Here is a 22281-nt window from a genome sequence, read left to right as displayed (position 1 = left end):
GTCCCCCGGCTCCGCCGCCTTGTCGCGCGGAACAGTGAACTCTAGCGACGTCCGGACGTTGCGTAATCGGAGGAAGAGCTGCCGCTGACCGACTTATCCACAGTGAAGATCACCTGCCGGGCCAAGTCTGTTCTTGCGCCTATTTGTCGCGCTCCGCGGCAGGACTTTGCAGATCGGTTAATTCGTGTCAGCCTTGTGATGTCCACACCGCTCGACCGGTGGGGATAAACGAAAAGTCTGGGAGCGAAACATGCCACGACCCGTCGCCTTCGGGGGCGCATCGCGGGGAGCCGCGCGAGGTTTGACCTCGATCGCCTGCCTCGCCTTCGTCGCCATCCTCGCCATCGCCTTCTGGTCGGGCGCCCTGTGGATCGGCAACACCCTGATCCACATGCTGGCGGGCTGACGCCGCCAAGGTCTAGCTGCGGCCGATCGAGGCGTACTTGAAGCCGCGTCCGCGCACGTCGTCGGGGCGGTAGATGTTGCGCAGGTCGACCAGCACCGGCGTCCTCATCACGTCCTTCACGCGGTCCAGGTCCAGCGCGCGGAACTGGTCCCATTCGGTGATGATCACCAGGGCGTCGGCGCCGGCCGCCGCCTCGTAGGAATCTTCTTTAAAGACAACGTCCTGCAGCATGTTGCGGGCTTCGTGCACGCCTTCGGGGTCGAAGGCCTGGACCTTCGCGCCCATGGCTTGCAGGGCCGGGATGATGTCGAGGCTGGGCGCGTCGCGCATGTCGTCGGTGTTCGGCTTGAAGGTCAGGCCCAGGACCCCGACCGTCTTGCCGGCCAGCTCGCCGGGCACGGCCTCGGAGACCTTGGACGCCATGGCCTTCTTGCGAGCGTCGTTCACCTGGACGGTGGTTTCGATCAGCCGCACCGGCGCGCCGGCGTCGCTCGCCGTGCGGACCAGGGCCAGGGTGTCCTTCGGGAAGCAGGAGCCGCCATAGCCCGGGCCGGCGTGCAGGAACTTGCCGCCGATCCGCTTGTCGAGGCCGATGCCGCGGGCGACGTGCTGCACGTCGGCGCCCACCGCCTCGCAGAGGTCGGCGATCTCGTTGATGAAGGTGATCTTCATCGCCAGGAAGGCGTTGGCCGCGTACTTGATCAGCTCGCTGGTCCGCCGGCCGGTGAACAGGATCGGCGTCTCGTTGAGGAACAGCGGCCGGTAGAGCTCGGTCATCACCGGGCGGGCGCGTTCGTCCTCCATGCCGACCACGACGCGGTCGGGGCGCTTGAAGTCCTCGATGGCCGCGCCTTCGCGCAGGAACTCCGGGTTCGAGACCACGGCGAACTGGGCGTCGGGACGCCTGGCCTTCACGATGCGCTCGATCTCGTCGCCGGTGCCGACCGGCACGGTCGACTTGGTGACGATGACGGTGAAGCCGTCCAGCAGGTCGGCGATCTCCTCGGCCGCGGCGTAGACATAGGAGAGGTCGGCATGGCCGTCGCCGCGCCGCGAGGGGGTGCCCACGGCGATGAACACCGCATCGGCCTTCTTCACGGCCTCGGCCGCCTCGGTGTCGAAGAACAGCCGCCCGGCCTTGACGTTCTGGGCGACCAGCACGTCCAGGCCCGGCTCATAGATCGGGATGCCCCCGGCGCGCAGGCGCTCGATCTTGCCGGCGTCCTTGTCGACGCAGGTCACGGTGTGGCCGAAATCGGCGAAACAGGCCCCGCTCACCAGGCCCACATAGCCGGTGCCGATCATCGTGACGTGCATGGAGTATCCTTAAGATCCTGTCGCGCCCCGCCTTTCACCACGCCGCGAGCGCCCCCGCAATCGCGCGTTGATCCAGACCGGAACATTGGTCTTCCGAGCAAGCAAACGCCGCGCCACGCGGCGCTAGACTTCCTGATTATAGACGCCGATCTGCGGCCGCTTGGCCAGGCGCGGCTTTACTTCCTCGCGGAAGAGGGCGCGCATGTCGTCCTCGGAGCGGGTGCTTTCGACCACCACCACGATCTCGGGCTTGTTGGACGAGGCGCGCACCAGCACCCACGAGCCGTCCTCCAGCGCCACCCGCACGCCGTTGACGGTGATCACCTCGACGATCCTGCGGCCCAGGATGGTCCCGCCCGCGGCGGCCAGGGCCTCGTACTCGGCGACCACGTCGTCGACGACGCCGTACTTCTCCTCGTCGGCGCAGTGCGGCGACATGGTCAGCGAGGTCCAGGCGACGGGCAGGGCGGCCTTGAGCTCGGAGAGCTTCTGGCCGGGATTGCGGTCGAGCATGGCCAGGATCGCCGCCGCCGCCGTCAGGCCGCAGTCGTAGCCGTTGCCGAGCGGGGCGTTGAAGAAGAAGTGGCCGCTCTTCTCGAAGCCGGCCAGGGCGCCCAGCTCGGCGGTCTTGCGCTTGATGTAGCTGTGGCCGGTCTTCCAGTAGACCGTCGTGGCGCCGTTGGCCTTCAGCACCGGATCGGTGGCGAACAGGCCCGTCGACTTCACGTCGACCACGAAGGTGGCGTCCTTGTGCAGGGCCGAGAGGTCGCGCGCCAGCATCAGGCCGATCTTGTCGGCGAAGATCTCCTCGCCGGTGTCGTCGACCACGCCGCAGCGGTCGCCGTCGCCGTCGAAGCCGAGCGCCAGGTCCGCGCCGTGCTCGCGGACGGCCTTGGCCATCTCCATGAGCATCTCATGGTCTTCCGGATTCGGGTTGTAGCGCGGGAAGGTCCAGTCGAGGTCGCAGTCCATCTCGACCACCTCGACGCCCATGCGGCGCAGGGCCTCGGGCGCGAAGGCCCCGGCCGTGCCGTTGCCGCAGGCGCAGATCACCTTCAGCGGCCGCTTGATCGAAACCCGGCTGGAGACGTCGGCGATATAGGTCTCGGAGAAGCCCTGGACGTGGGTCAGCGACCCGCCCGGCCGCGCCTTGCCCTCGCCGCCCAGCACGATCTCCTTCAGGCGGCCCATCTCGACCGGGCCGAAGGTCAGCGGCCGCTGGGCGCCCATCTTCACGCCGGTCCAGCCGTTCTCGTTGTGGCTGGCGGTGACCATGGCCACGCACGGCGCGTCGAGGGCGAACTGCGCGAAATAGGCGACCGGCGACAGCGCCAGGCCGATGTCGACCACCTCGCAGCCCGCGGCGACCAGGCCGACGGTCAGGGCCTGCTTGATCGACAGCGAGTACGAGCGGTAGTCGTGGCCGACGACGATCCTGGTCTGGCCAAGTTCCTGGATGTAGGTCCCCAGGCCCAGGCCCAGCGCTTCGACGCCCAGCAGGTTGATGTCCGGCCCGAACAGCCAGCGCGCGTCGTATTCGCGGAAGCCCGTCGCCTTAACCAGCGGGACGACTTCGTATTCAAATGTATTGGGCGTGAGATCGGCGCGCGGGACGGGCAGCATCGTAACTCCGTTATCTCTTTTGTGGCTCTTAAAGGCCGCGAGACCTTAAGACCATGCCAACGCGAACCTCGGGCGGCCGTTTCGTGACGATCGTTCAGACCCCGGCGCGGACCAGGTCGTGAACCCGCAGGATGCCCACCGGCCGGCCGTTCTCGACCACGAACAGGACGGTGACCATCGGCAGCGGGTCGCTCATCAGAGCCAGGGCCTCGGCGGCCAGCATCTGCGGCGGGGCGGTCTTCTTCGGGCCGGGCGTCATCACCTCGCCGGCCGTATGGGTCAGCAGGCCGTCCAGGTGGCGGCGCAGGTCGCCGTCGGTGATCACGCCCTTCAGCGCGCCGCTCTCGTCGGTCACGCCGATGATGCCGAAGGCCTTTTCGGTCATGATCAGCAGGGCTTCCGACATCGGCGTGTCCTGGGCCACCAGCGGCAGCTCGTCCTTGCCGTGCATCAGGTCGCCGACCGTGCGCAGCATCGCGCCCAGCTTGCCGCCGGGGTGGAAGATCTTGAAGTCCTTGGCGCTGAACCCGCGGCGTTCCAGCAGCGAGACGGCCAGGGCGTCGCCCAGGGCGATCTGCAGGGTGGTCGAGGTGGTCGGCGCCTTGACCTCGGAGGTCACCTCGGTGGTGTCGGCCAGCAGCAGCGCGACGTCGGCCGCCTGGCCCAGCGGGCTGTCGGCGAAGGCGGTCAGGGCGATCAGCGGAATGTGGAAGCGCCGCGAATAGGCGATGACGTCGGCCAGCTCCTGGTTCTGGCCCGATTTCGACAGCGCCAGGATCACGTCGCCCTCGGCGATCATGCCCAGGTCGCCGTGGCTGGCCTCGTTGGCGTGGACGAAGAAGGCCGGCGCGCCGGTGGAGGCGAAGGTGGCCGCGATCTTCTTGGCCACATGGCCCGACTTGCCGATGCCGGTGCAGATCACCCGGCCCTTGGCGGCGTAGAGCAGGTCCACCGCCTTGACGAACGCGGGCCCCAGGGCGTCGGCCTGCAGGCGCAGGGCCTCGGCCTCGGCGCTCAGCACCCGGCGTCCCACGGCGACGGCGTCGAAATCTGTCATCTGGGCGGGGTCCGTCATTTGGCGGGGCTGAGCCTCTGGGTCTGGATGTCGGCGACCGCTTCGCGCGCGGCCTTCAGCCGCTGCTCGGAGGCTTCCGTCTCGCGCTTCATGGCGGCCTGCGCCTGGGCGGTCTGCTGGACCGGGACGTGGCCGAACGGGCCCGGCGAGCGTGCGCCCAGGCCCTGGGGCCAGACGGCGGCCAAGGCCACCATGGCGAGCGCCAGGGCCGCGGCCAGGGGGAAGAACAGACGATCGGACATGCACGCTCATATAGCCAGCGCCGCCCTCAGGGGCCAGCGGACCTTGACGCTGGGGGCGCCGGGCCTTAGCCCGCAGGCATTCCGCAGATGGAGCGCGCGCCTTGCCCACCCTGATCCTTCTTCGCCACGGCCAGAGCCAATGGAACCTCGAAGACCGCTTCACCGGCTGGGTGGACGTCGACCTGACCGCCGAGGGCGAGGCCCAGGCGCGCAAGGGCGGCGAACTGATCAAGGCCGCCGGCCTGCAGATCGACCGCGCCTACACCTCGGTCCTGACCCGCGCGATCCGCACCCTTTGGCTGGCCCTGACCGCGGCCGGCCAGGTCTTCGTGCCGGAGACCAAGGACTGGCGGCTGAACGAGCGCCACTATGGCGGCCTCACCGGCCTCAACAAGACGCAGACCGCCGCCCAGCACGGCGAGGAGCAGGTCAAGGTGTGGCGCCGGTCCTATGACGTGCCGCCGCCGCCGCTGGCGCCCGGCGGGGAGTTCGACTTCTCCAAGGACCGCCGCTACGCCGGCGCCGTCCTGCCCGACACCGAGAGCCTGAAGACCACGCTCGACCGCGTTCAGCCCTACTGGGACGCCGAGATCGCCCCGCACCTGAAGGCCGGGGAGACCCTGCTGGTTGCGGCGCACGGAAACTCTCTACGCGCGATTGTGAAGCTGCTGTTCGGCCTGTCCGACGAGGGTGTCATCGGCGTGGAAATCCCGACCGGGAATCCGCTGCTGATCGAGCTCGACGCTAACCTTAAGCCGGTGTCCGCCCGCTATCTCGACGAGGCCCGCGCCACCGCCCTGCCGCAGACGGCATGACGACGCAGGCCGACCGCCAGCACATGCGCCGCGCCATCGCCCTGGCGCAGGCCCATGTCGGCCTGACCGGCGCCAATCCCAGCGTCGGATGCGTGCTGGTCAAGGACGGCGTGGTGGTCGGCGAGGGCGTCACCGCCCAGGGCGGCCGCCCGCATGCCGAGGAGCAGGCCATTGATAAGGCCGGCGAAAACGCCCGCGGCGCCGTCGCCTATGTGACGCTGGAACCGTGCGGCGCCAGGTCGTCGGGCGCGGCCTCCTGCTCCCAGCGGCTGGCGAGCGCCGGCGTCGCCGAGGTGGTGATCGCCTGCGAGGACGCCTCGCCCTACGCCTCGGGACAAGGGGCCGAACGGCTGCGGGCGGCGGGGATTCCCGTGCGCCTGGGGGTCCTCGCCGATGAGGCCGCCGGCCTCTACGAAAACTACGCCCCGCCGCAAAATTAACCATGGCCAGGCTAAGCCGCGGAAAGAGCGTGTTAATTACGCTGGCCTAGGATCCCCGGCTGAAAGTCAGTGGGGTTTCCGATGTCCGCCCAGACCGCTCCAGCACAGGAGTTGCGCAAGCTCGACCAGCACGAGCTCGACGCCGTCTGCGCCAAGCACGACCGCCTCTGGACCTCCAAGCCGGGCGGCGCCCGCGCCGTGTTCGCCTGGAAGGATCTCTCGGGACTGGACCTGCGCGGCAAGAACCTTTGCGACGCCGACCTGACCGGCGCCGTGCTCGCCGACTGCCAGATGCAGGGCGTGCGTCTCGACCACGCCAACCTGTTCGGCGCCGACCTGCAGAACGCCAACCTGACCGACGCCTCGATGCGCCGGGCCGACCTGCGCGGCGCCTGCCTGCGCGGCGCCAACCTGACGGGCGCCGACCTCTTCGAGGCCGACCTGCGCGAAGGCTCGATCGCCGTCGGCGACCGCGACAAGGGCCTGCGCGTGCTCGAGCACATCAACCGCGTGGGCGAGGCCTCCGGCGCGATCCTGGCCGGCGCCAACCTGGAGCGCTCGCGGCTGTCGGGCGTCATGGCCATCAAGGCCGACTTCAGCGACGCGATCCTGAAGGACGCCAAGCTGGTGCGGGCCAACCTCAAGCAGGCCAACATGTCCGGCGCCAACATGGCCGGCTGCGACCTCTCGGGCGCCGACCTGGCCGGCGCCGATATGCGCGACGTGATCCTGGTGGGCGCCAAGACCTTCGCCTGGAACGTCTCCCAGGCCGACATGCGCGGCGTGCTGACCGACGATCCGGTCGGCAAGTCGGTGCAGGACCTGCCCTACAAGACCATGATCCGCGACCACGCCAAGTGGTGCGAGACCGGCGGCGCCGAAGGCACCCCCAGCGTGTTCGACAACGCCGACCTGCGGGCGCTGGAGACCATCCGCGGCTTCAACCTGACTGCGCTGTCGGCCAAGGGGGCGGTGTTCTACGGCCTCGACATGGAGGGCGTGCAGCTCCAGGGCGCCCAGCTCGACGGGGCGGACCTGCGCAACTGCAACCTGCGCCGCGCCGACCTGCGGGGCGCGCGGCTGATCGGGGCCAAGCTGTCGGGCGCGGACCTGCGCGACGCCCAGATGGGGCCGCTGCTGCTGGGCGCCGACCGCACCTTGCCGTGCAACCTGACCGGGGCGACGCTGAAGAACGCCGACCTGGCGCGGGCCGACTGCCGCCACGCGATCTTCGTCGAGGCCGACCTCAGCCGCGCCAACTTCACCAGCGCCATGGTGCGGACCGCCAACCTGACCAACGCCCAGCGATGGGGCGCGCGCGGCCTCGAAGACGTGATCTGACCGCGCGTGGGCTGACGCCCGGGCAATCGCCTATCGTGCGGCCTTCGGATCAGGAGGCCCGCGATCATGGAAACCGTCAGCGTCGAGGTCCGTGCGCGGACCGCCATCGTCACCATCGAGCGCCCTGAGCGCCGCAACGCCGTCGATGGCGCGACGGCCCAGGCGCTCTACGACGCCTTCAAGGCCTTCGACGCCGACGCCGCCCTGGACGCCGCCGTCCTGCAGGGGCGCGGCGGGGCGTTCTGCGCCGGCGCCGACCTCAAAGGCGTCAGCGAGGGGCGGGGCAATCCCGTGCATCGGGACGGCGATCTCGGACCGATGGGCTGCACCCGCCTGGCGCTCTCCAAGCCGGTGATCGCCGCGATCGAGGGCCACGCCGTCGCCGGCGGGCTGGAGGTCGCGGCCTGGTGCGACCTGCGCGTCGCCGCCGAGGACGCGGTGTTCGGGGTGTTCTGCCGCCGCTTCGGGGTGCCGCTGATCGACCTGGGCACCGTGCGGCTGCCGCGGCTGATCGGCCATTCGCGGGCCATGGACCTGATCCTGACCGGCCGGCCGGTGAGCGCCCAGGAGGCCTTCCAGATCGGCCTGGCCAACCGGCTGGCGCCCAAGGGCCAGGCCCTGGACGCGGCCCTGGAGCTGGCGGCGCAGATCTCGGCCTTCCCCCAGCTCTGCCTGCGCAACGACCGCGCCTCGGCGATCGCCCAGTGGTCGATGGACTGGGAGAGCGCCGCCCGCTTCGAGGTCGAGCTGGGCCGCGCCACCCTGGCCAGCGGCGAGGCCCGCGACGGCGCCAGCCGCTTCGCTTCCGGCCAGGGCCGCCACGGCGCGTTCTGAGCAAAAAAGAAGGGCGGCGCCTTGCGGAGCCGCCCTCGCGAAGTCTGGGAGGGGAAGCGGGGCGGCGCAGGTCGCTGCGCCGCCCCGGGGAGGGCTGGAGGGCCGCCTCTGGGGGGAGGGTTAGGCGGCCTTCTCGCCTTCGATCAGGTTGGTTTCGGCCCCTGTCGAAATCTCGATCGTGCGGGGCTTCAGGGCCTCGGGGAGCTCGCGCTTCAGCGAGATCGAGAGCAGGCCGTCGGCGAGCTTCGCCTCGGTCACCACCACGTAGTCGGCGAGCTGGAACCGGCGCTCGAAGTTGCGCTCGGCCAGGCCGCGGTGGAGGAACCGGCGCTGGTCGTCGTTGGCGGCCTTGCGGCCCTGGACGGTCAGGAGGTTTTCCTTGACCTCGATGTTCAGTTCTTCCGGACGGAAGCCGGCGACCGCGATCTCGACGCGGTAGGCGTTCTCGTCGGTGCGCTCGATGTTGTAGGGCGGATAGCCGGCCGCGGCGTCGACGCTGGCGGTTTCCAGCAGCGAGGCCAGGCGATCGAACCCGACGACGGAGCGATAGAGCGGGGAGAAGTCGATGGTACGCATGTGAAAGGACCTTCTTGGCTTAAGCAAGGTTGCGTGGGTCGGACTGCACGCGAGCCTGAAAGCGGCCTCGCCCTGTGTCCGGAAGGCCCGGATGCCCAGCGCCTTCGATTGTCTAGGTGGGAGGCGATTTGCCCGGTTCAAGCCCCATGCCGCGCAACATTCGTGCGACGCGCCCTCGATGAATGCTGAAGCCGGGTTGCCACCGCCGCGTGCGCCTCTAGGCTCCGCCGCGTCCAGGAAACAACCAGAAGGCACGACACAGATGTCCCCCCGAATGTTTGCGCTCGCCGCCGCCGCGGCGCTCGCCGTGCTCGCCCAACCCGCCGCCGCGGCGGAAGACGCGGCGTTGAAGGCCGCCATCGCCGGTCCCCAGCGCGGCGCCGACCACGTCGCCCGCGACGCCGCCCGCCACCCCTATGAGAGCCTTGGGTTCTGGGGCGTGAAGCCCCAGCAGACGGTCATCGAGATCTCGCCCGGCTCCGGCTACTGGACCGAGATCCTGGCGCCCTACGCCAAGGCCACGGGCGGGACCTATGTCGCCGGCGTCGCCGACCTGCAGAACCCCCAGCTCTCGGAGGGCGCGCGCAAGGGCCGTGCGGACTTCGAGGCCAAGTACGCCGACCAGGATAAGTTCGGAGCCATCACCTATGTCGGCTTCGGCCCGGTCTCGGGCCCGCTCGGCGCGCCCGGCTCGGCCGACGTCGTGATCACCGCCCGCAACGTCCACAACTGGATGGGCCAGCCGGGCATGGTCGACAAGGTGTTCAACGACTTCCACGCGGTGCTGAAGCCGGGCGGCGTGCTGGCGGTGGAGGAGCATCGCTCCGACCCGACCCGCGACCAGGTCCCCGGCGCCTCGGACGGCTACGTCGCCACCGACTTCGTGATCGCCGCCGCCGAGAAGGCCGGCTTCAAGCTGGACGCCAGGTCCGAGATCAACGCGAACCCCAAGGACACCAAGGACCATCCCTTCGGCGTCTGGACCCTGCCGCCGGTCCGCCGCTCGCCGGCCGCCGACAAGCCCGATCCCAGCTTCGATCGCGCCAAGTACGACGCCATCGGCGAGAGCGATCGGATGACCCTGCGGTTCGTGAAACCGTAGGGCCACGCTTTGACCATCGTCCCGGGTCAGGTAAGCGGGCACGGGACGATGGCGACTTCGAGATTTCCATGCGGCGTATTCTTCCGGTTTCGGCGGCTTCCTTCTCGCGGCGAGGCGCCCTGATCGGCGCGCTCGCCCTGGCCGCCTGCGGCCGGAAGGGCGAGGCCGAGCCCCCGCCGGCCAAGGCGGCGCGGAACATGACCCTCCAGGACGCCGTCGCCGGCGAGTGGCGCTCGGCCGCCGACAAGGCCCGCGACCCCTGGCGCCATCCGGTCGAGACCCTGGAGTTCTGGGGCCTGAAGCCCGGCCAGACCGTGGTCGAGTTCTGGCCCGGCGCCGGCTGGTACACCGACATCCTGGCTCCCTACCTGGCGGCCAACAAGGGCAGGCTGATCGCCGCCGACCTGGAGCCCAGCGACCCGGCCTCGGCCGAGATCGTCGAGGCCTATCGCGCCCGCCTGAAGGCTCGCCCGAAGATCTACGGCGACGTCCAGGTCACCGCCTTCGGCCCGACCAGCGGCCCGGTGGCCCCGGCGGGCGGCGCCGACCTGGTGCTGTTCCTGCGCAACCTGCACAACTGGATGGCGGCGGGCATCGCCGAAAAGGCCTTCCGCGACGCCTTCGCGGCCCTGAAGCCGGGCGGCGTGCTGGGCGTCGAGGAGCATCGCGCCGCCCCGGGCGGGGTGCAGGACGTGCTGGCCGCCAGCGGCTATGTCCAGGAAGCCTACGCCGTGCGGCTGGCCCAGGAGGCGGGCTTCGTCCTCGACAAGACCAGCGAGATCAACGCCAATCCGGCCGACACCCGCGACCATCCGTTCGGGGTGTGGACCCTGCCGCCGGTCCGCCTGACCGCGCCGCGCGGCGAGCCGGCCGATCCCAGCTTCGATCGCACGAAGTACGACGCCATCGGCGAGAGCGACCGGATGACCCTGCGGCTGGTCAAGCCCGCCGCCTAGCGCCTTCAGGGCAAGGCACGCCGCAACCGGCCTCCACGCCCGACTATCAGAGCTGTTCCTTGTAGCCGGCGATGATCTGTTCGTCGGGCACGGGCGTCTTGCCCAGGTTGAGCTGCTCGAAGATCATCTCGGCGCCGGAGGGCAGGGCGCTGCGGTCCACCTGCGCCTCGGGTTCCCACAACCGGCCGCGCATGATCGCCTTCGGACAGTGCAGGAACGCCTCCTCCACCGCGACCATCAGGACCAGCCGCGGCGTCTTCCCGAACTCGACGAACTGGGCCAGCAGGTCGGGGGCGGCGGTGGCGCTGGCGCGGCCGTTGACGCGGAACACGTCGTCGAAGCCGGGGATCATGAACATCAGGCCGATCCGCCCGGGGCCCGACAGCAGGTTGCGGATCGTGTCCAGCCGGTTGTTGCCGGGGCGATCGGGCAGGTAGAGGGTCTTGCCGTCATCGCTGACATGCACGAAGCCGGGCCCGCCGCCGCGCGGCGAGACGTCGATCGCGCCGTCCGGGCCGGCGGAACTGACCACGCAGAAGGGCGAGAGGCCGATGAACGCGCGGCCGTTCTTCTCGACATGGTCCAGCACCTTGTCGAGGACCAGCTTGCCGGGCGGGCGATAGAGCTCGTCGATGGCCGCCAGATCGAGGGTCTTCATGCGCTCGCTCCCCGTTCTTGTTGAGAGTTGTTCGCAAACATGCGCTTGAAAGGGCGGCCTGTCATCCCAAGATGAACGGCGCCGGGCCTGGCCCTGTCAGGTTGCAGTCAGCTCCAACCTGCTAGTCTGGTTCGTACCTGATGCGCTAAAGGCCAACCATGCTCCGCAACGTCCTGCTCGCCCTGATCCCCGCCGGCCTGCTGCTGGCCGCGCCCGCCGCAGCGCAGGAGCAGACCATCCTGCCCGGCTACTGGGACGTGACGAACAAGGTCTCGGCCATCATCAGCCAGTCCAAGAGCGAGAAGCGCTGCATCACCCCGGCCGAGGTCTCGAAGTTCGTGATGGGCCCCTCGAACCGCCACTACAAGTGCGACTACCCCACCCGGGTCTTCAAGGACGGCAAGATCCGCCTGAAGGGCGACTGCGCCACCAAGAACGGCAGCAAGGCGGCGATCGAGGCCACCGGGACCTATTCGCCGACCACCTTCACGATGAACGCGAAGATCAGCACCACCTATGCCGGGGTGCCGCTCAGCGCCAACGCCGTCACCACCGCCAAGCGCATCAGCGAGACCTGTCCTGTGGCGGCGCCTGCCGAGGCGGCGGGCTCTTAACCACGCTGCGACGAAATCGCCGCTCAAACCCTAGCTGAGCCGTTTACTTGGCTCGCGCTTGAGGCGAAGCTGCCGCCTCACGACGATGTGAGACGGCGCACATGACCACCCTTCAGGAACTGACCGAACGCGTGGCCGCCGCGGTGGGCGAGGACGCCGGCCTTGGCAGGTCGTTCAAGGTCGACCTGCGCGGCGAGGGCTTCATCCATATCGACGGCGCCAGCGTCACCAACGACGACAAGCCCGCCGACCTGACCGTCTCGATCAGCCGCAAGGACCTCAAGGCTCTGGGCGCGGGCGAGCTCAATCCGATGACCGCGGTCATCACCGGCCGGCTGAAGGTCTCCGACATGGGCCTGGCCATGGCCTTGCAGCCGCAGATGCAAGCCCTGTTCGCCAAACTGGGATGAGCATGACGCCGGCGCCCCTCCTCGCCATCCCGGGCGCGCCGGTCCCCGCCGGCGGCGAAGCGGCCTGGTTCGAGGGCGCGGGCAAGGCCCGGCTGCGCGCGGCGCTGTTTCCGGCCCGCGGGCCGGTGCGCGGTTCGATCGTGCTCAGCGGCGGGCGCACCGAGCCGATCGAGAAATACTTCGAGGTCATCGAGGACCTGACCTCGCGCGGCTTCGTGGTGCTGGCGCACGACTGGCGCGGCCAGGGCCTGTCGCACCGCGAGCTCGCCGACCCGCTGGCCGGGCACGCCCGCGGCTACGAGGCGTTCCTCACCGACTACCGCGCCCTGCTCGCCGCCTACGAGGCGCGGCTGCCCAAGCCCTGGTTCGCCATCGGCCACTCGATGGGCGGTTGCCTGACGCTGCTGGCCCTGGCCCGCGGCGAGGCGCGCCGTTTCGCCGGGGCGGCCCTCTGCGCCCCGATGCTGGGCCTGCAGCTCGGCAAGACGCCGCTGCCGGCCGCACGGCTGATGGCGGGGCTGAACGTCCTGCTGGGACGCGCCGGCGCCATGGCGCGGCCGCCCGGCCCCGCCGAGACCTTCGAGACCAACATCCTCACCCACGACCGCGCGCGCTACGAGCGGGCCAGGGCGCAGGTCCGGGCCGAGCCGAAACTGGATCTCGCCGGTCCGACCTGGGGCTGGATCGACTTCGCCCTGAGCGCCACGCGCTATCTGTCCCGCCCGGAAAACTTGAAAAACGTGACGATTCCGGTCGTCATCGTCTCGGCTGAACAAGACCGACTCGTCGACAACTCTGCGCAGCGCGCCGCCGCGAGGAACCTGCCCCAGGGCGAGTTCGTCAGCGTCGCCGGCGCGTACCACGAAATTCTGATGGAGACGGACACTATGCGGAACATCTTCCTGCGTGCGTTGGACGCCTTGCTCGGCAAGTCGGCGCCCGCGCCGGCGGTCCCTGCCGCGGCCAAGCCTGCGGAGCCCGCGCCCCAGCCGGTCGCCGCCGCGGCGCCCGCGCCCGTCGCCGAAGCCAAGCCGGCCCCCGCTCCGGAGCCCGCGCCCGCGCCGAAGGCCCCCGAGCCCGCGCCGGCCGCGGCGGTTGCGCCCCCCGCCAGGAAGCCCGCCGCGCCGAAGGCCGCCGCCAAGCCCAAGGCCGCCGCCAAACCCGCCGCAAAGCCGAAGGCCGCGGCTCCGGCCAAGGCGCCCGCCAAGACCGCCGCCGCCAAGCCCGCCGCCGCGCCGAAGGCGGCCAAGCCCGCCGTAGCGAAGGCCGCTCCGGCCAAGAGCGCCGCCAAGCCTGCCGCGAAAGCCGCCCCGGCGAAGGCTGCGGCCAAGCCGGCGGCCGCCAAGGCGCCCGCTGCGCCCAAGGCCGCCACCTCTAAGGCCGCCGCCCCGAAGACCGCGGCTGCGAAGAAGCCGGCCGCCGCCAAGACGGCGCCGGCGAAGAAGTAGCTATTTCGCCGATCGCTTCAGCGCGACCAGGGCCTCGTCCAGGCAGGCCCGGTCGCCGGCGATGGCGACCTGGCCGCCGTTCTGGCCCACCGGCTGGCCGCGCCAGTCGGTGACCAGCCCGCCGGCGCCCTCGATCAGGGGGATGGCGGATTCGATGTCCCAGGACTTCAGGCCCGCCTCGATGACCATGTCCATCCTGCCCATCGCCACCATGGCGTAGGCGTAGGCGTCGCAGCCGAGCCGCGCCAGGCGGGCGGCGGCGCGCACCTGGGTCCAGGCGCCCAGCTCGGCCCCGTCGAAACAGCCCTCCGGGTCGGTGGTGGCGATGATCGCGTCGGTCAGCTTGGGACAGGGGCGGACCTTCAGCGGCGTGGTCTGGCCCCGCGCGATCAGCCGCGAGCCGCCGGCATGGCCGATGAACACCTCGTCCAGATAGGGTTGTCCGATGGAGCCCAGGACCGGGCGGCCCTGGTGGCGCAGGCCGATCAGCGTGGTCCACAGCGGCAGGCCGGCGATGAAGGCGCGGGTGCCGTCGACGGGATCCAGCACCCAGACGAACTCGGCGTCCGGGCGGTCCTCGCCATATTCCTCGCCGATCACCCCATGCTCGGGATAGCGCTCGGCGATCAGCTCGCGGATGGCCGCCTCCGCGCCCTTGTCGGCGGCGGTGACGGGGTCGAAGCCGCGTGCGCCGCCCTTGTCCTCCAGGCCGTGGTCGGCCCGGTAGTAGGGCAGGGTGACGCGCCCTGCGGCGGCGTTCAGCTCGATCAGGAAGGCGTCGAGTTCGGCCAGACGGCCGGCGGCAAGGTCGGAGGCGGGCATGGCTCCCGCTTTACCCTGCCGCCGGCGTCCGCGAAATCCCCCTGAGGAGAAGGGGGAAACGCAAGGTCGGGCGCAAGCAGGCGTCAGGCGGCCTCGTGCTCGCCGTTCAGCGACTTGGCGAGGTCGAGCAGCCGGCGGCGCGGACGCTCGCCGAGCTGATAATAGGCGCGGATCAGGTCCTGGGTCTCCTTGCGGCCCAGCACCTCGCCGCCGGCTTCGCCCAGGCCCTCGCCCAGCGCATGCTCGCGCTGCGCGGCCTCGGCCAGGCCGTCGTAGAAATAGCCCACCGGCACCTCCAGCGCTTCCGACAACTGCCACAGGCGGGCCGCGGAAATGCGGTTGGCGCCGCACTCGTATTTCTGGATCTGCTGGAACCGCACGCCGCAGGCGCCGGCCAGTTGTTGTTGGGTCAGGCCCAGCAGGCGCCGCCGACGGCGCAGCCGCTTGCCCAGATGAACGTCGATATTGCTGCCCATGGCTTCCATCGCCCCCGGTTCCTCTGCTTGGCGCCCGTCCCAAAGCGAGACGGCCTGAACCGAATTTCGCAAGTCGCGCGCCAAGCGAGCGCCGTTCGCGTTGCGCGACAGGGAACGAGGCGACTACTAGAGGGGCATGACGCAGACCAAGCCCCCGTTGGCGCAGGATCTTTTGTGGCGGTTGGAGGCCCTGGCCTTCGACGTGGTGATCGCGTTCGCGCGGATATTGCCGGTCGACCTGGTGTCCGATTTCGGAGCCTGGTTCTTCAAGACCCTGGGGCCGCTGACCGGCGCGCACAAGGTGGCCGAGACCAATCTGCGCATCGCCTTTCCGCAGGCCTCGGACGCCGAGATCGCCGGCCTGCTGAAGGCCCAGTGGGACAATACCGGCCGCACCTTCCTCGAACTGCTGATCATGGACCGGATCATCGGCGCGCCCGGCCGCGTGGAGATCGTCAACGGCCAGCGCTTCGACGAGATCGCCGCCAACCAGGAGCCGGTGGTGTTCGTTTCGGGCCACTTCGCCAATTTCGAGGTGATGCCGGCCGCGATCGTCAATTCGCCCGTGAAGTGCCAGATCACCTATCGGGCGATGAACAACCCGCACGTCGAGAAGCGGGTCCGCGACTATCGCTTCCGCTATGGCGTCCGCTACTTCGCACCCAAGGGCGGGGACGGCGCGCGCGAACTGCTGGCCGCCCTGGGCCGGGGCGATTCCGTCGCGCTGATGAACGACCAGAAGTTCAACGGCGGGGTCGCCGCGCCGTTCTTCGGCGTCACCTGCCACACCGCGCCGGGGCCCTCGCGCCTGGCGCTGCGGTTCAACACCGTGCTCCAGCCGATGTCCGTGCAGCGGGGGCGCAAGGCCCGCTTCCGAGTGGTCGTGCACGACCCGATCCGCCTGGAGCGCACCGGCAACATGACCGCCGACATCGAGGCGGGCGTGCGCAAGATCAACGCCATGATCGAGAGCATGGTGCGCGAGCGTCCGGCCGAATGGTTCTGGACCCACAAGCGCTGGCCGAACGAGACCTATCGGCGCGGCCGCTGAGCAACTTCAGGCCGGCCCCGGCACGCCCACCATCAGCATCGGGTTCATGTTCCGCCCGCGCCACTTGAGCCGCCAGCACAGGTGCGGGCCGGTGGCGCGGCCGGTCGCGCCGACCGCCCCGATGCGCTCGCCGCGGGCGACCCTGGCGCCGCGCATGACGTCCACCTCGCTCAGGTGCAGATAGGCGCAGACCAGGCCCTGGCCATGGTCGATCATCACCAGGCCGCCTTCGAAGAGCATGTCGCTGTCGGCCAGCACCACCAGCCCGCCGGCCGGGGCGTAGACCGGCGTGCCGCGCGGCGCGGCCAGGTCGACGCCGTAGTGCGGCGGGCGCGGCCGCCCGTCGATGATCCGCTGGCCGCCGAACCGGGCCGTGACCCGGAAGTCCCGCAAGGGCGCGGAAAAGCCGCCGCGGAAGTCGTCGTGCTCCACGCGGCTGGCGAAGGCCTGCGCCTTGCGGCGGCTCTCGTCGGCGATGCGGGCCTCCAGCTCCGGGCTGGCCTGGCCCTGGTAGACCTGCCGCAGGCCCTTGATGCGCTGGACGTCGTAGTCGGCCTTGCCGATCTCGAGCACGCGGCTGGCCTCGCCGCCGCGGCCGTCGACCCGGATCGCGGCCTTGGGTCCGGCGTCGCGGTCGAAGCCCAGATAGAAGAAGCCGCCGTCGGAGGCGCGGGTGACCGGCTGGCCGTCCAGGAACACCTGGGCGTGCCTGACCGTCCGGCCGATCGCAAAGCCGCCCTGCTGGAAGCGCCCGCTCAGCGAGAGTTCGGCCGCCGCCAGGGCGGGGCTGCTCAGCGCGGTGGAGGCCAGCCCGAGAACCGCCGCGCGGCGGTTCAGGCGCGCGTCAGGGATGCAGCTCTTTCCACCGCGCCAGCGCTTCGACCGGGGTGGCGTAGGCTTCCTGGAGGGCTGGGTTCCAGTAGCGCAGCGCCTCCACGGGGATCTTCACCTTGGAGACGGCGCAGATCACGTAGCGGCCCGGCTTGAGGACGACGAATTCGCCGTCGCCATAGTGCAGCGTGGCGATGTCGGAGCCGGTGAGGTCGCGGTCGTGGGCGTTCATGGATCTCTATGTAGCGCGCGAAAGTCGGTCGGAACAGGGCGCCGTCAGAACAGATCGCCCTGGTTGGAGGGCGGCGGCGGGGGCCTCGGCGCGCGCGCCGGCCTGGCCGGCTGCGACGGCGCGGGCGGGGCGGCGCTGGGCGTCCCGTCGATGGTCGCCTGGCGGCTCTGGTCGGCGAAGACCAGCCGCACGCCTTCGCCGCTGGCCAGCGAGGCGCCTTCGCGCACCAGCGAGCCGTCGGCGCGGTGCACGCGGGCGAAGCCGCGCTTCAGCGGCGCGCTGGGGTCGACCGAGGCGTAGAGCTTCGACAGGCTGGAGAGCCGCTCGGCGGTCCGGTCCAGGCCGCGTTCCATCGCCGGCTTCAGGCGCAGCACCAGCCGCGAGAGGCGATCGGCGTGCACCTGCTGGGGCCGTTGCAGCAGGCTGGGCGACAGCCGCGAGGATATCCGCACCAGGTCGGTGTGGTGCGCCGCCACGTTGCGCGACAGCCCCGCGCCCAGCCGGCTGGAGGCCAGGTTGAAGCGCTGGGCGGCCATCTCGACCAGGTCGGGGACCCGCGACAGCGCCCGGCCGGCGTGCTCGACCCGGCCGCGGCGGTCCTCGACCGTGCGTCCGCCGCAGCGGTGCAGCCGCGCCGACAGGTCGCCGATATAGGCCTTCAGCTCGGCCAGGACCGGCGTCGCCATCTCGGCCGCGGCGGTCGGGGTCGGGGCGCGGCGGTCGGAGACGAAGTCGATCAGGGTGGTGTCGGTCTCATGCCCCACGGCCGAGATCAGCGGGATGGTCCCGGCCGCCACGGTGCGGGCCAGGTTCTCGTCGTTGAACGCCCAGAGGTCTTCGACCGAACCGCCGCCGCGCGCGACGATCAGGATGTCGGGGCGCGGCACGGGGCCGTCGTCGCCCATGGCGTTGAAGCGGGCGATGGCGTTGGCGACCTGCCCGGCGGCGGCGTCGCCCTGCACCACGACCGGCCAGACGATCACCCGGCAGGGCCAGCGGTCGCGGATGCGGTGCAGGATGTCGCGGATCACCGCCCCGGTCGGGCTGGTGATCACCCCGACCACGCCCGGCATGGTCGGCAGCGGCTGCTTGCGGGCCGGGTCGAACAGGCCCTCGCCATGCAGCTTGGCCTTCAGGCGTTCGAGTTGGGCCAGCAGGGCGCCGACGCCGGCCGCCTCCATGGTCTCGATGACCATCTGGTAGCGCGAGCCGGCCGGATAGGTGGTGATCTTGCCGGTGACCACGACCTCCATCCCCTGCTGGGGACGGATCGAGAGGTTCTTGACCGAGCCCTTCCACACCACCCCGTCGATGGCGGCGCGTTCGTCCTTGATGGTCAGGTAGACGTGGCCGTTGGAGTGGTGGGTGACCTTCGACAGCTCGCCCCGCAGGCGCACGAAGCCGTAGGCGTCCTCCAGCGTCCGCTTCAGCGCGAACGCGAGTTCCGAGACCGAGTAGGCCTTGGCGTTGCTGTCGGTGTCGGGCGCGACGTCGGTCATGGGCGAGACATAGCGGCGTGCGCCGTCAAAAAGAAGTTCGGGCGCGCCGGGCGACAGCAAGCCGTCGCAGGGCGCGCCCTGAACCCATCCCCCCGGATCAGATGTACCGGCGCAGCGAGCGGGCCAGTTCGTTGGCGCCCGAACGCTTCTTGGTCTGCACCGGCTGATAGGCGACGCGGGCGTGCTCCATGCAGTAGGGGCCCTCGTCCTGCCGGCGGCCGCAGAAGGTGAAGCTGTCGCTCGACGGATCGCCGATCGGCCACTTGCACATGTGCGCGCCCAGGGTCAGCACGGTGGCCGTGCCCGGAGCTTCTTCGACATAGCGCACCGGCGCGGGCGTCGGGGCCGGCGCGGCGGCGACCGCGGTCGGCTCGGCGATGCGCCGCGGCGTGGCCGGAGCCGCCGCCGGACGGGCCGGACGCGGCGCCTTGAAGGCCGGGCGCGCCGGTTTCGAGGGCGCGGCGCGTCCCGACAGGCCCAGGCGATGGACCTTGCCGATGACGGCGTTGCGGGTCACCCCGCCCAATTGCTTTGCGATCTGGCTGGCCGAAAGGCCGTCTTGCCAGAGTTTCTTCAGACTCTCGACGCGTTCGTCAGTCCAACCCATGTCTGGCCTCCACCCGCTTGTACGCCCCCGGCGCCGCCCCCGCGGGTTGGCCGGGATCTACATCTTGTGGCAGTCCGAAAACCTGACCGCCATCAACTACTAGATATCGTAACCGATCCATTAACGGCCACAATAGGCGCCCTTAGCTTCGTCCACAGAAACCAGATGTTGATTCTGTCCACAGGGTTCGCCTGCCGGGCGGCGCCTCCAGGCGCTTGCGAACTGGCTGCAGCGGGCGCACATCCAGGGCCATGAAGGACATGCCCGCATCCGAAGCCGTCGTTCCGCCGCAGCCCCGCGACTATCACGGGTTCAACTGGGCGGGGTTCGGAACCCTCTACACCCGCGAGGTCCGCCGCTTCTGGAAGGTGGGGATGCAGACCCTGGCCGCCCCGGTGGTCACGGCGCTGCTCTATATGATGGTCTTCGTCGTGGCGGTGCGCGGCGCGGCCCCGCCGATCCACGGCACGCCCTTCGCGGTGTTCGTGGCGCCGGGCCTGATCATGATGCAGATCCTCAACAACGCCTTCGCCAACTCGTCATCGTCGCTGCTGCAGGCGAAGTTCAACGGCCTGGTCGGCGACTTCATGACCCCGCCGCTGACGCCGGTCGAGCAGGTGCTGGCCTTCTCGCTGGGCGCGGCCACGCGCGGCGTGGTGGTCGGCGCGGTGACCTTCGCGGCCATCCTGCCCTTCGCCGCCCTGCCGGTCGTCCACCTCTGGGCGGTGCTCTATTTCGGGATCAGCGCGGCGCTGATCCTGGGGATGCTGGGCATCATGGCCGGGCTGTGGGCCGAGAAGTTCGACCACATGGCGGTGGTCACCAACTTCATCATCATGCCCCTGACCTTCCTGTCGGGGACCTTCTACCTGGTCGACAAGCTGCCCGAGCCGTTCCGCACGGCCAGCCACTACAACCCGTTCTTCTATCTGATCGACGGCTTCCGCTACGGCTTCATCGGCCATGCGGAGGGCTCGCTGCTGGCCGGCGTCGGCATGACCGCGGGCCTGGTGGCGGCCTTCGCCTGCCTGTGCCTCTGGATGTTCGAGACCGGCTACAAGCTCAAGACCTGAGCCGGCCCTGGGCTCAGGTCTGCGGCACGCCCACGGCGATCATCTCGACGTGGGTCGGCGCCCCGTGGGTGATCACCGGCGTATGGGTGTCGGTGATGAAGCGCAGCCTGCCGTCGACCTCGATCCGCGCCGACACCGAATAGGTGTGGTTGGCGATGATCCTGGCCGGGTCGTAGGACAGCGCGAACCGGTAGGGCGGCGAGCCGCCGGTGATGACCTGGGTGTCGATCACCTGGGCCGGGGCGTCCATCAGCGAGGTGTCGGCCAGGGTCACGGTCACCGTGGCGGTGGGCGGCAGCATGATCCGCTCGCGATAGAGCACCGAGCCGGTGACCTGGGCCTGGGCGGCGGGCGGCGGTTCCATGGATGCGCATCCGGCGAGGGCCAGGGCGGCGAGCGGGGCGAGGGCGTGGATCGGTTTCATGCGGGCCTCCTCGGGGGCGAACGTGGCCAAACATGGACCGTGGCGGCCAGGCGGTCCATGAAGCTTCACAGAACCGGTCATTGACAGACCGCCGTTCCCAGCGGAAAACGCCAAGCCTTCCAGTCCCCGCAGCGCTCGCCGCGGGGACGCTTACGTTTTCGGAGGGCATCCCCGTGACTGAAAAGACCGCGCAACACGCCGCGACCGTTCCCAGCGACCACATCATGGGCGTCTACAACCGCGCCCCGCTGGCGTTCGAACGAGGCGAGGGCGCGCGCCTGTTCACCACGGACGGGGAAGCCTATCTCGACTGCATGGCCGGCATCGCGGTCAATGCGCTCGGCCACGCCAACCCCAAGCTGGTGGCGGCGGTCAAGGAGCAGGCCGAGAAGCTCTGGCACGTCTCCAACGTCTTCCAGATCCCGGGCCAGGAAAAGCTGGCCAAGGTGCTGACCGACCTCACCGGCCTGGACGAGGTGTTCTTCACCAACTCCGGCGCCGAGGCGGTCGAGTGCGCGATCAAGACCGCGCGCAAGTATCACTGGGCCAAGGGCGCGCCCGAGCGGATCGACATCATCGGCTTCGAGGGCTCTTTCCACGGCCGCACCCTGGCCGCGGTCAACGCCTCGGGCAACGCCGCCTATCTGGAGGGCTTCGGCCCGCGCATGCCGGGCTTCGTCCAGTTGCCGTTCGGCGACATGGAGGCGCTGAAGGCCGCCGTCGGCCCGACCACCGCGGCGATCATCGTCGAGCCGGTGCAGGGCGAGGGCGGGGCGCGGGCCCTGACCGAGCAGCAGCTCCAGCAGATGCGCCAGCTCTGCGACGAGACCGGCGTGCTGTTGATCCTCGACGAGATCCAGTGCGGCCTGGGCCGCACCGGCAAGCTGTTCGCCTGGGAATGGGCGGCCGGCGTCAAGCCCGACATCGTGGCCCTGGCCAAGGCCCTGGGCGGCGGCTTCCCGATCGGCGCCTGCGTGACCTCGGCCGCGGCCGGCGCCGGCATGACCGTCGGCTCGCACGGCTCGACCTACGGCGGCAACCCGCTGGCCATGGCCGTCGGCCTGGCCTCGATGGAGGAGCTGTCCAGGCCCGAGCTCATGGACCACGTCCGCGAGCTGGCCGGCTACTTCACCCAGCAGTTCAACGGGCTGAAGGACCGCTATCCCGACGTCGTGCTCGACATCCGCGGCAAGGGCCTGCTGATCGGCCTCAAGCTCGCCACCAACAACCGCGAGTTCATGCAGCTCGCCCGCGACCAGCACCTGCTGGTGGCCGGCGGCGGCGACAACTGCGTGCGCCTGCTGCCGCCCCTGACCCTCACCCTGGAGGAGGCCCGCGAGGCGGTCGAGAAGCTGGACCGCGCCTGCGAAGCCGCCCGCGCCAAGGCCAAGGCCGCCTGAATACAACCG

Annotated in this window: 25 protein-coding genes; 12 read left to right on the top strand and 13 right to left on the bottom strand. The window is 70.2% G+C overall.

What is annotated here, in order from left to right:
• Positions 1-418 precede the first annotated feature (418 nt).
• From RTL41_RS00795 to RTL41_RS00780, 4 genes are all read right to left on the bottom strand, one after another.
• A complete protein-coding gene (locus RTL41_RS00795) occupies positions 419-1723 on the bottom strand; it encodes a UDP-glucose/GDP-mannose dehydrogenase family protein (protein ID WP_312160363.1) in 1305 nt (434 codons plus the stop codon).
• A 123-nt stretch (positions 1724-1846) separates the two neighbouring features.
• The gene (locus RTL41_RS00790; protein WP_312160361.1) at positions 1847-3346 is read right to left on the bottom strand and encodes a phosphomannomutase/phosphoglucomutase; all 1500 of its coding nucleotides are present in this window, start codon (positions 3344-3346) and stop codon (positions 1847-1849) included.
• Positions 3347-3440: 94 nt separating this feature from the next.
• A complete protein-coding gene (locus RTL41_RS00785) occupies positions 3441-4403 on the bottom strand; it encodes a KpsF/GutQ family sugar-phosphate isomerase (protein WP_312160359.1) in 963 nt (320 codons plus the stop codon).
• Positions 4404-4417: 14 nt separating this feature from the next.
• Entirely contained in the window at positions 4418-4663 is a 246-nt protein-coding gene (locus RTL41_RS00780) for a hypothetical protein (RefSeq protein ID WP_312160357.1), read from the bottom strand.
• Between the two features lie 101 nt (positions 4664-4764).
• Between RTL41_RS00780 and gpmA the strand changes: the two genes are divergently transcribed.
• The 4 genes from gpmA (at position 4765) to RTL41_RS00760 (ending at position 8093) form a co-directional block, all read left to right on the top strand.
• Positions 4765-5478 carry a 2,3-diphosphoglycerate-dependent phosphoglycerate mutase gene (gene gpmA / locus RTL41_RS00775; RefSeq protein ID WP_312160355.1) on the top strand — a complete coding sequence of 238 codons (714 nt, stop codon included), beginning with the start codon at positions 4765-4767 and terminating at the stop codon, positions 5476-5478.
• Complete coding sequence (locus tag RTL41_RS00770; protein ID WP_312160353.1) at positions 5475-5918, top strand: bifunctional diaminohydroxyphosphoribosylaminopyrimidine deaminase/5-amino-6-(5-phosphoribosylamino)uracil reductase RibD; 444 nt, start codon at positions 5475-5477, stop codon at positions 5916-5918. The genes gpmA and RTL41_RS00770 overlap by 4 nt, the downstream gene beginning before the upstream one ends.
• Positions 5919-5999: 81 nt before the next feature.
• Positions 6000-7259 carry a pentapeptide repeat-containing protein gene (locus RTL41_RS00765; RefSeq protein ID WP_312160351.1) on the top strand — a complete coding sequence of 420 codons (1260 nt, stop codon included), beginning with the start codon at positions 6000-6002 and terminating at the stop codon, positions 7257-7259.
• 66 nt (positions 7260-7325) lie between these two features.
• Entirely contained in the window at positions 7326-8093 is a 768-nt protein-coding gene (locus RTL41_RS00760) for a crotonase/enoyl-CoA hydratase family protein (RefSeq protein WP_312160349.1), read from the top strand.
• Between the two features lie 120 nt (positions 8094-8213).
• Here RTL41_RS00760 and RTL41_RS00755 read toward each other — a convergent pair whose 3' ends face one another.
• A complete protein-coding gene (locus RTL41_RS00755; protein WP_312160347.1) occupies positions 8214-8669 on the bottom strand; it encodes an Hsp20 family protein in 456 nt (151 codons plus the stop codon).
• A gap of 262 nt (positions 8670-8931) precedes the next feature.
• On the opposite strand from RTL41_RS00755, the gene RTL41_RS00750 reads away from it, so the two are divergent.
• A complete protein-coding gene (locus tag RTL41_RS00750; protein WP_312160345.1) occupies positions 8932-9771 on the top strand; it encodes a methyltransferase in 840 nt (279 codons plus the stop codon).
• A 68-nt stretch (positions 9772-9839) separates the two neighbouring features.
• Positions 9840-10727: a methyltransferase gene (locus RTL41_RS00745; protein WP_312160343.1), complete on the top strand. Its 888-nt coding sequence runs from the start codon at positions 9840-9842 to the stop codon at positions 10725-10727.
• A 46-nt stretch (positions 10728-10773) separates the two neighbouring features.
• Here RTL41_RS00745 and RTL41_RS00740 read toward each other — a convergent pair whose 3' ends face one another.
• Positions 10774-11385, bottom strand: coding sequence for an MSMEG_1061 family FMN-dependent PPOX-type flavoprotein (locus RTL41_RS00740; protein WP_312160341.1), 612 nt, complete (start codon positions 11383-11385; stop codon positions 10774-10776).
• A 158-nt stretch (positions 11386-11543) separates the two neighbouring features.
• Here RTL41_RS00740 and RTL41_RS00735 point away from each other — a divergent pair, with 158 nt between their 5' ends.
• The 3 genes from RTL41_RS00735 (at position 11544) to RTL41_RS00725 (ending at position 13857) form a co-directional block, all read left to right on the top strand.
• Positions 11544-11999, top strand: a complete 456-nt coding sequence (locus tag RTL41_RS00735) for a DUF3617 family protein (protein ID WP_312160339.1) — start codon at positions 11544-11546, stop codon at positions 11997-11999.
• A gap of 101 nt (positions 12000-12100) precedes the next feature.
• The gene (locus tag RTL41_RS00730) at positions 12101-12409 is read left to right on the top strand and encodes an SCP2 sterol-binding domain-containing protein (protein ID WP_312160338.1); all 309 of its coding nucleotides are present in this window, start codon (positions 12101-12103) and stop codon (positions 12407-12409) included.
• Positions 12410-12411: 2 nt separating this feature from the next.
• The gene (locus tag RTL41_RS00725) at positions 12412-13857 is read left to right on the top strand and encodes an alpha/beta hydrolase (protein ID WP_312160335.1); all 1446 of its coding nucleotides are present in this window, start codon (positions 12412-12414) and stop codon (positions 13855-13857) included.
• On the opposite strand, the gene hisN is transcribed toward RTL41_RS00725, so the two are convergent.
• Positions 13858-14679, bottom strand: a complete 822-nt coding sequence (gene hisN, locus RTL41_RS00720; protein ID WP_312160333.1) for a histidinol-phosphatase — start codon at positions 14677-14679, stop codon at positions 13858-13860.
• 83 nt (positions 14680-14762) lie between these two features.
• Positions 14763-15164, bottom strand: a complete 402-nt coding sequence (locus RTL41_RS00715; protein WP_312160331.1) for a helix-turn-helix transcriptional regulator — start codon at positions 15162-15164, stop codon at positions 14763-14765.
• A 127-nt stretch (positions 15165-15291) separates the two neighbouring features.
• Between RTL41_RS00715 and RTL41_RS00710 the strand changes: the two genes are divergently transcribed.
• Positions 15292-16206: a lysophospholipid acyltransferase family protein gene (locus tag RTL41_RS00710; RefSeq protein ID WP_312160329.1), complete on the top strand. Its 915-nt coding sequence runs from the start codon at positions 15292-15294 to the stop codon at positions 16204-16206.
• A 6-nt stretch (positions 16207-16212) separates the two neighbouring features.
• On the opposite strand, the gene RTL41_RS00705 is transcribed toward RTL41_RS00710, so the two are convergent.
• From RTL41_RS00705 to RTL41_RS00690, 4 genes are all read right to left on the bottom strand, one after another.
• Positions 16213-16905, bottom strand: coding sequence for a M23 family metallopeptidase (locus RTL41_RS00705; RefSeq protein ID WP_312160327.1), 693 nt, complete (start codon positions 16903-16905; stop codon positions 16213-16215).
• Between the two features lie 145 nt (positions 16906-17050).
• Positions 17051-17269 (bottom strand): DUF2093 domain-containing protein, encoded by a 219-nt coding sequence (locus tag RTL41_RS00700; protein WP_312160325.1) that lies wholly within the window; start codon positions 17267-17269, stop codon positions 17051-17053.
• A 44-nt stretch (positions 17270-17313) separates the two neighbouring features.
• Positions 17314-18768, bottom strand: coding sequence for an exodeoxyribonuclease VII large subunit (gene xseA / locus RTL41_RS00695; protein ID WP_312160323.1), 1455 nt, complete (start codon positions 18766-18768; stop codon positions 17314-17316).
• 97 nt (positions 18769-18865) lie between these two features.
• Positions 18866-19375 (bottom strand): GcrA family cell cycle regulator, encoded by a 510-nt coding sequence (locus RTL41_RS00690; protein WP_312160321.1) that lies wholly within the window; start codon positions 19373-19375, stop codon positions 18866-18868.
• 251 nt (positions 19376-19626) lie between these two features.
• Here RTL41_RS00690 and RTL41_RS00685 point away from each other — a divergent pair, with 251 nt between their 5' ends.
• Positions 19627-20448 (top strand): ABC transporter permease, encoded by an 822-nt coding sequence (locus RTL41_RS00685; RefSeq protein ID WP_312160319.1) that lies wholly within the window; start codon positions 19627-19629, stop codon positions 20446-20448.
• Between the two features lie 13 nt (positions 20449-20461).
• Here RTL41_RS00685 and RTL41_RS00680 read toward each other — a convergent pair whose 3' ends face one another.
• Positions 20462-20872: a YbaY family lipoprotein gene (locus tag RTL41_RS00680; protein WP_312160317.1), complete on the bottom strand. Its 411-nt coding sequence runs from the start codon at positions 20870-20872 to the stop codon at positions 20462-20464.
• Between the two features lie 224 nt (positions 20873-21096).
• Between RTL41_RS00680 and RTL41_RS00675 the strand changes: the two genes are divergently transcribed.
• Positions 21097-22272 (top strand): aspartate aminotransferase family protein, encoded by a 1176-nt coding sequence (locus RTL41_RS00675; protein WP_312161338.1) that lies wholly within the window; start codon positions 21097-21099, stop codon positions 22270-22272.
• Positions 22273-22281 lie beyond the last annotated feature (9 nt).

The sequence above is a fragment of the Phenylobacterium sp. genome, assembly GCF_031984885.1.
Classification (GTDB): Bacteria; Pseudomonadota; Alphaproteobacteria; order Caulobacterales; family Caulobacteraceae; genus Phenylobacterium.
This window is presented reverse-complemented; position numbering and strand designations above follow the sequence as displayed.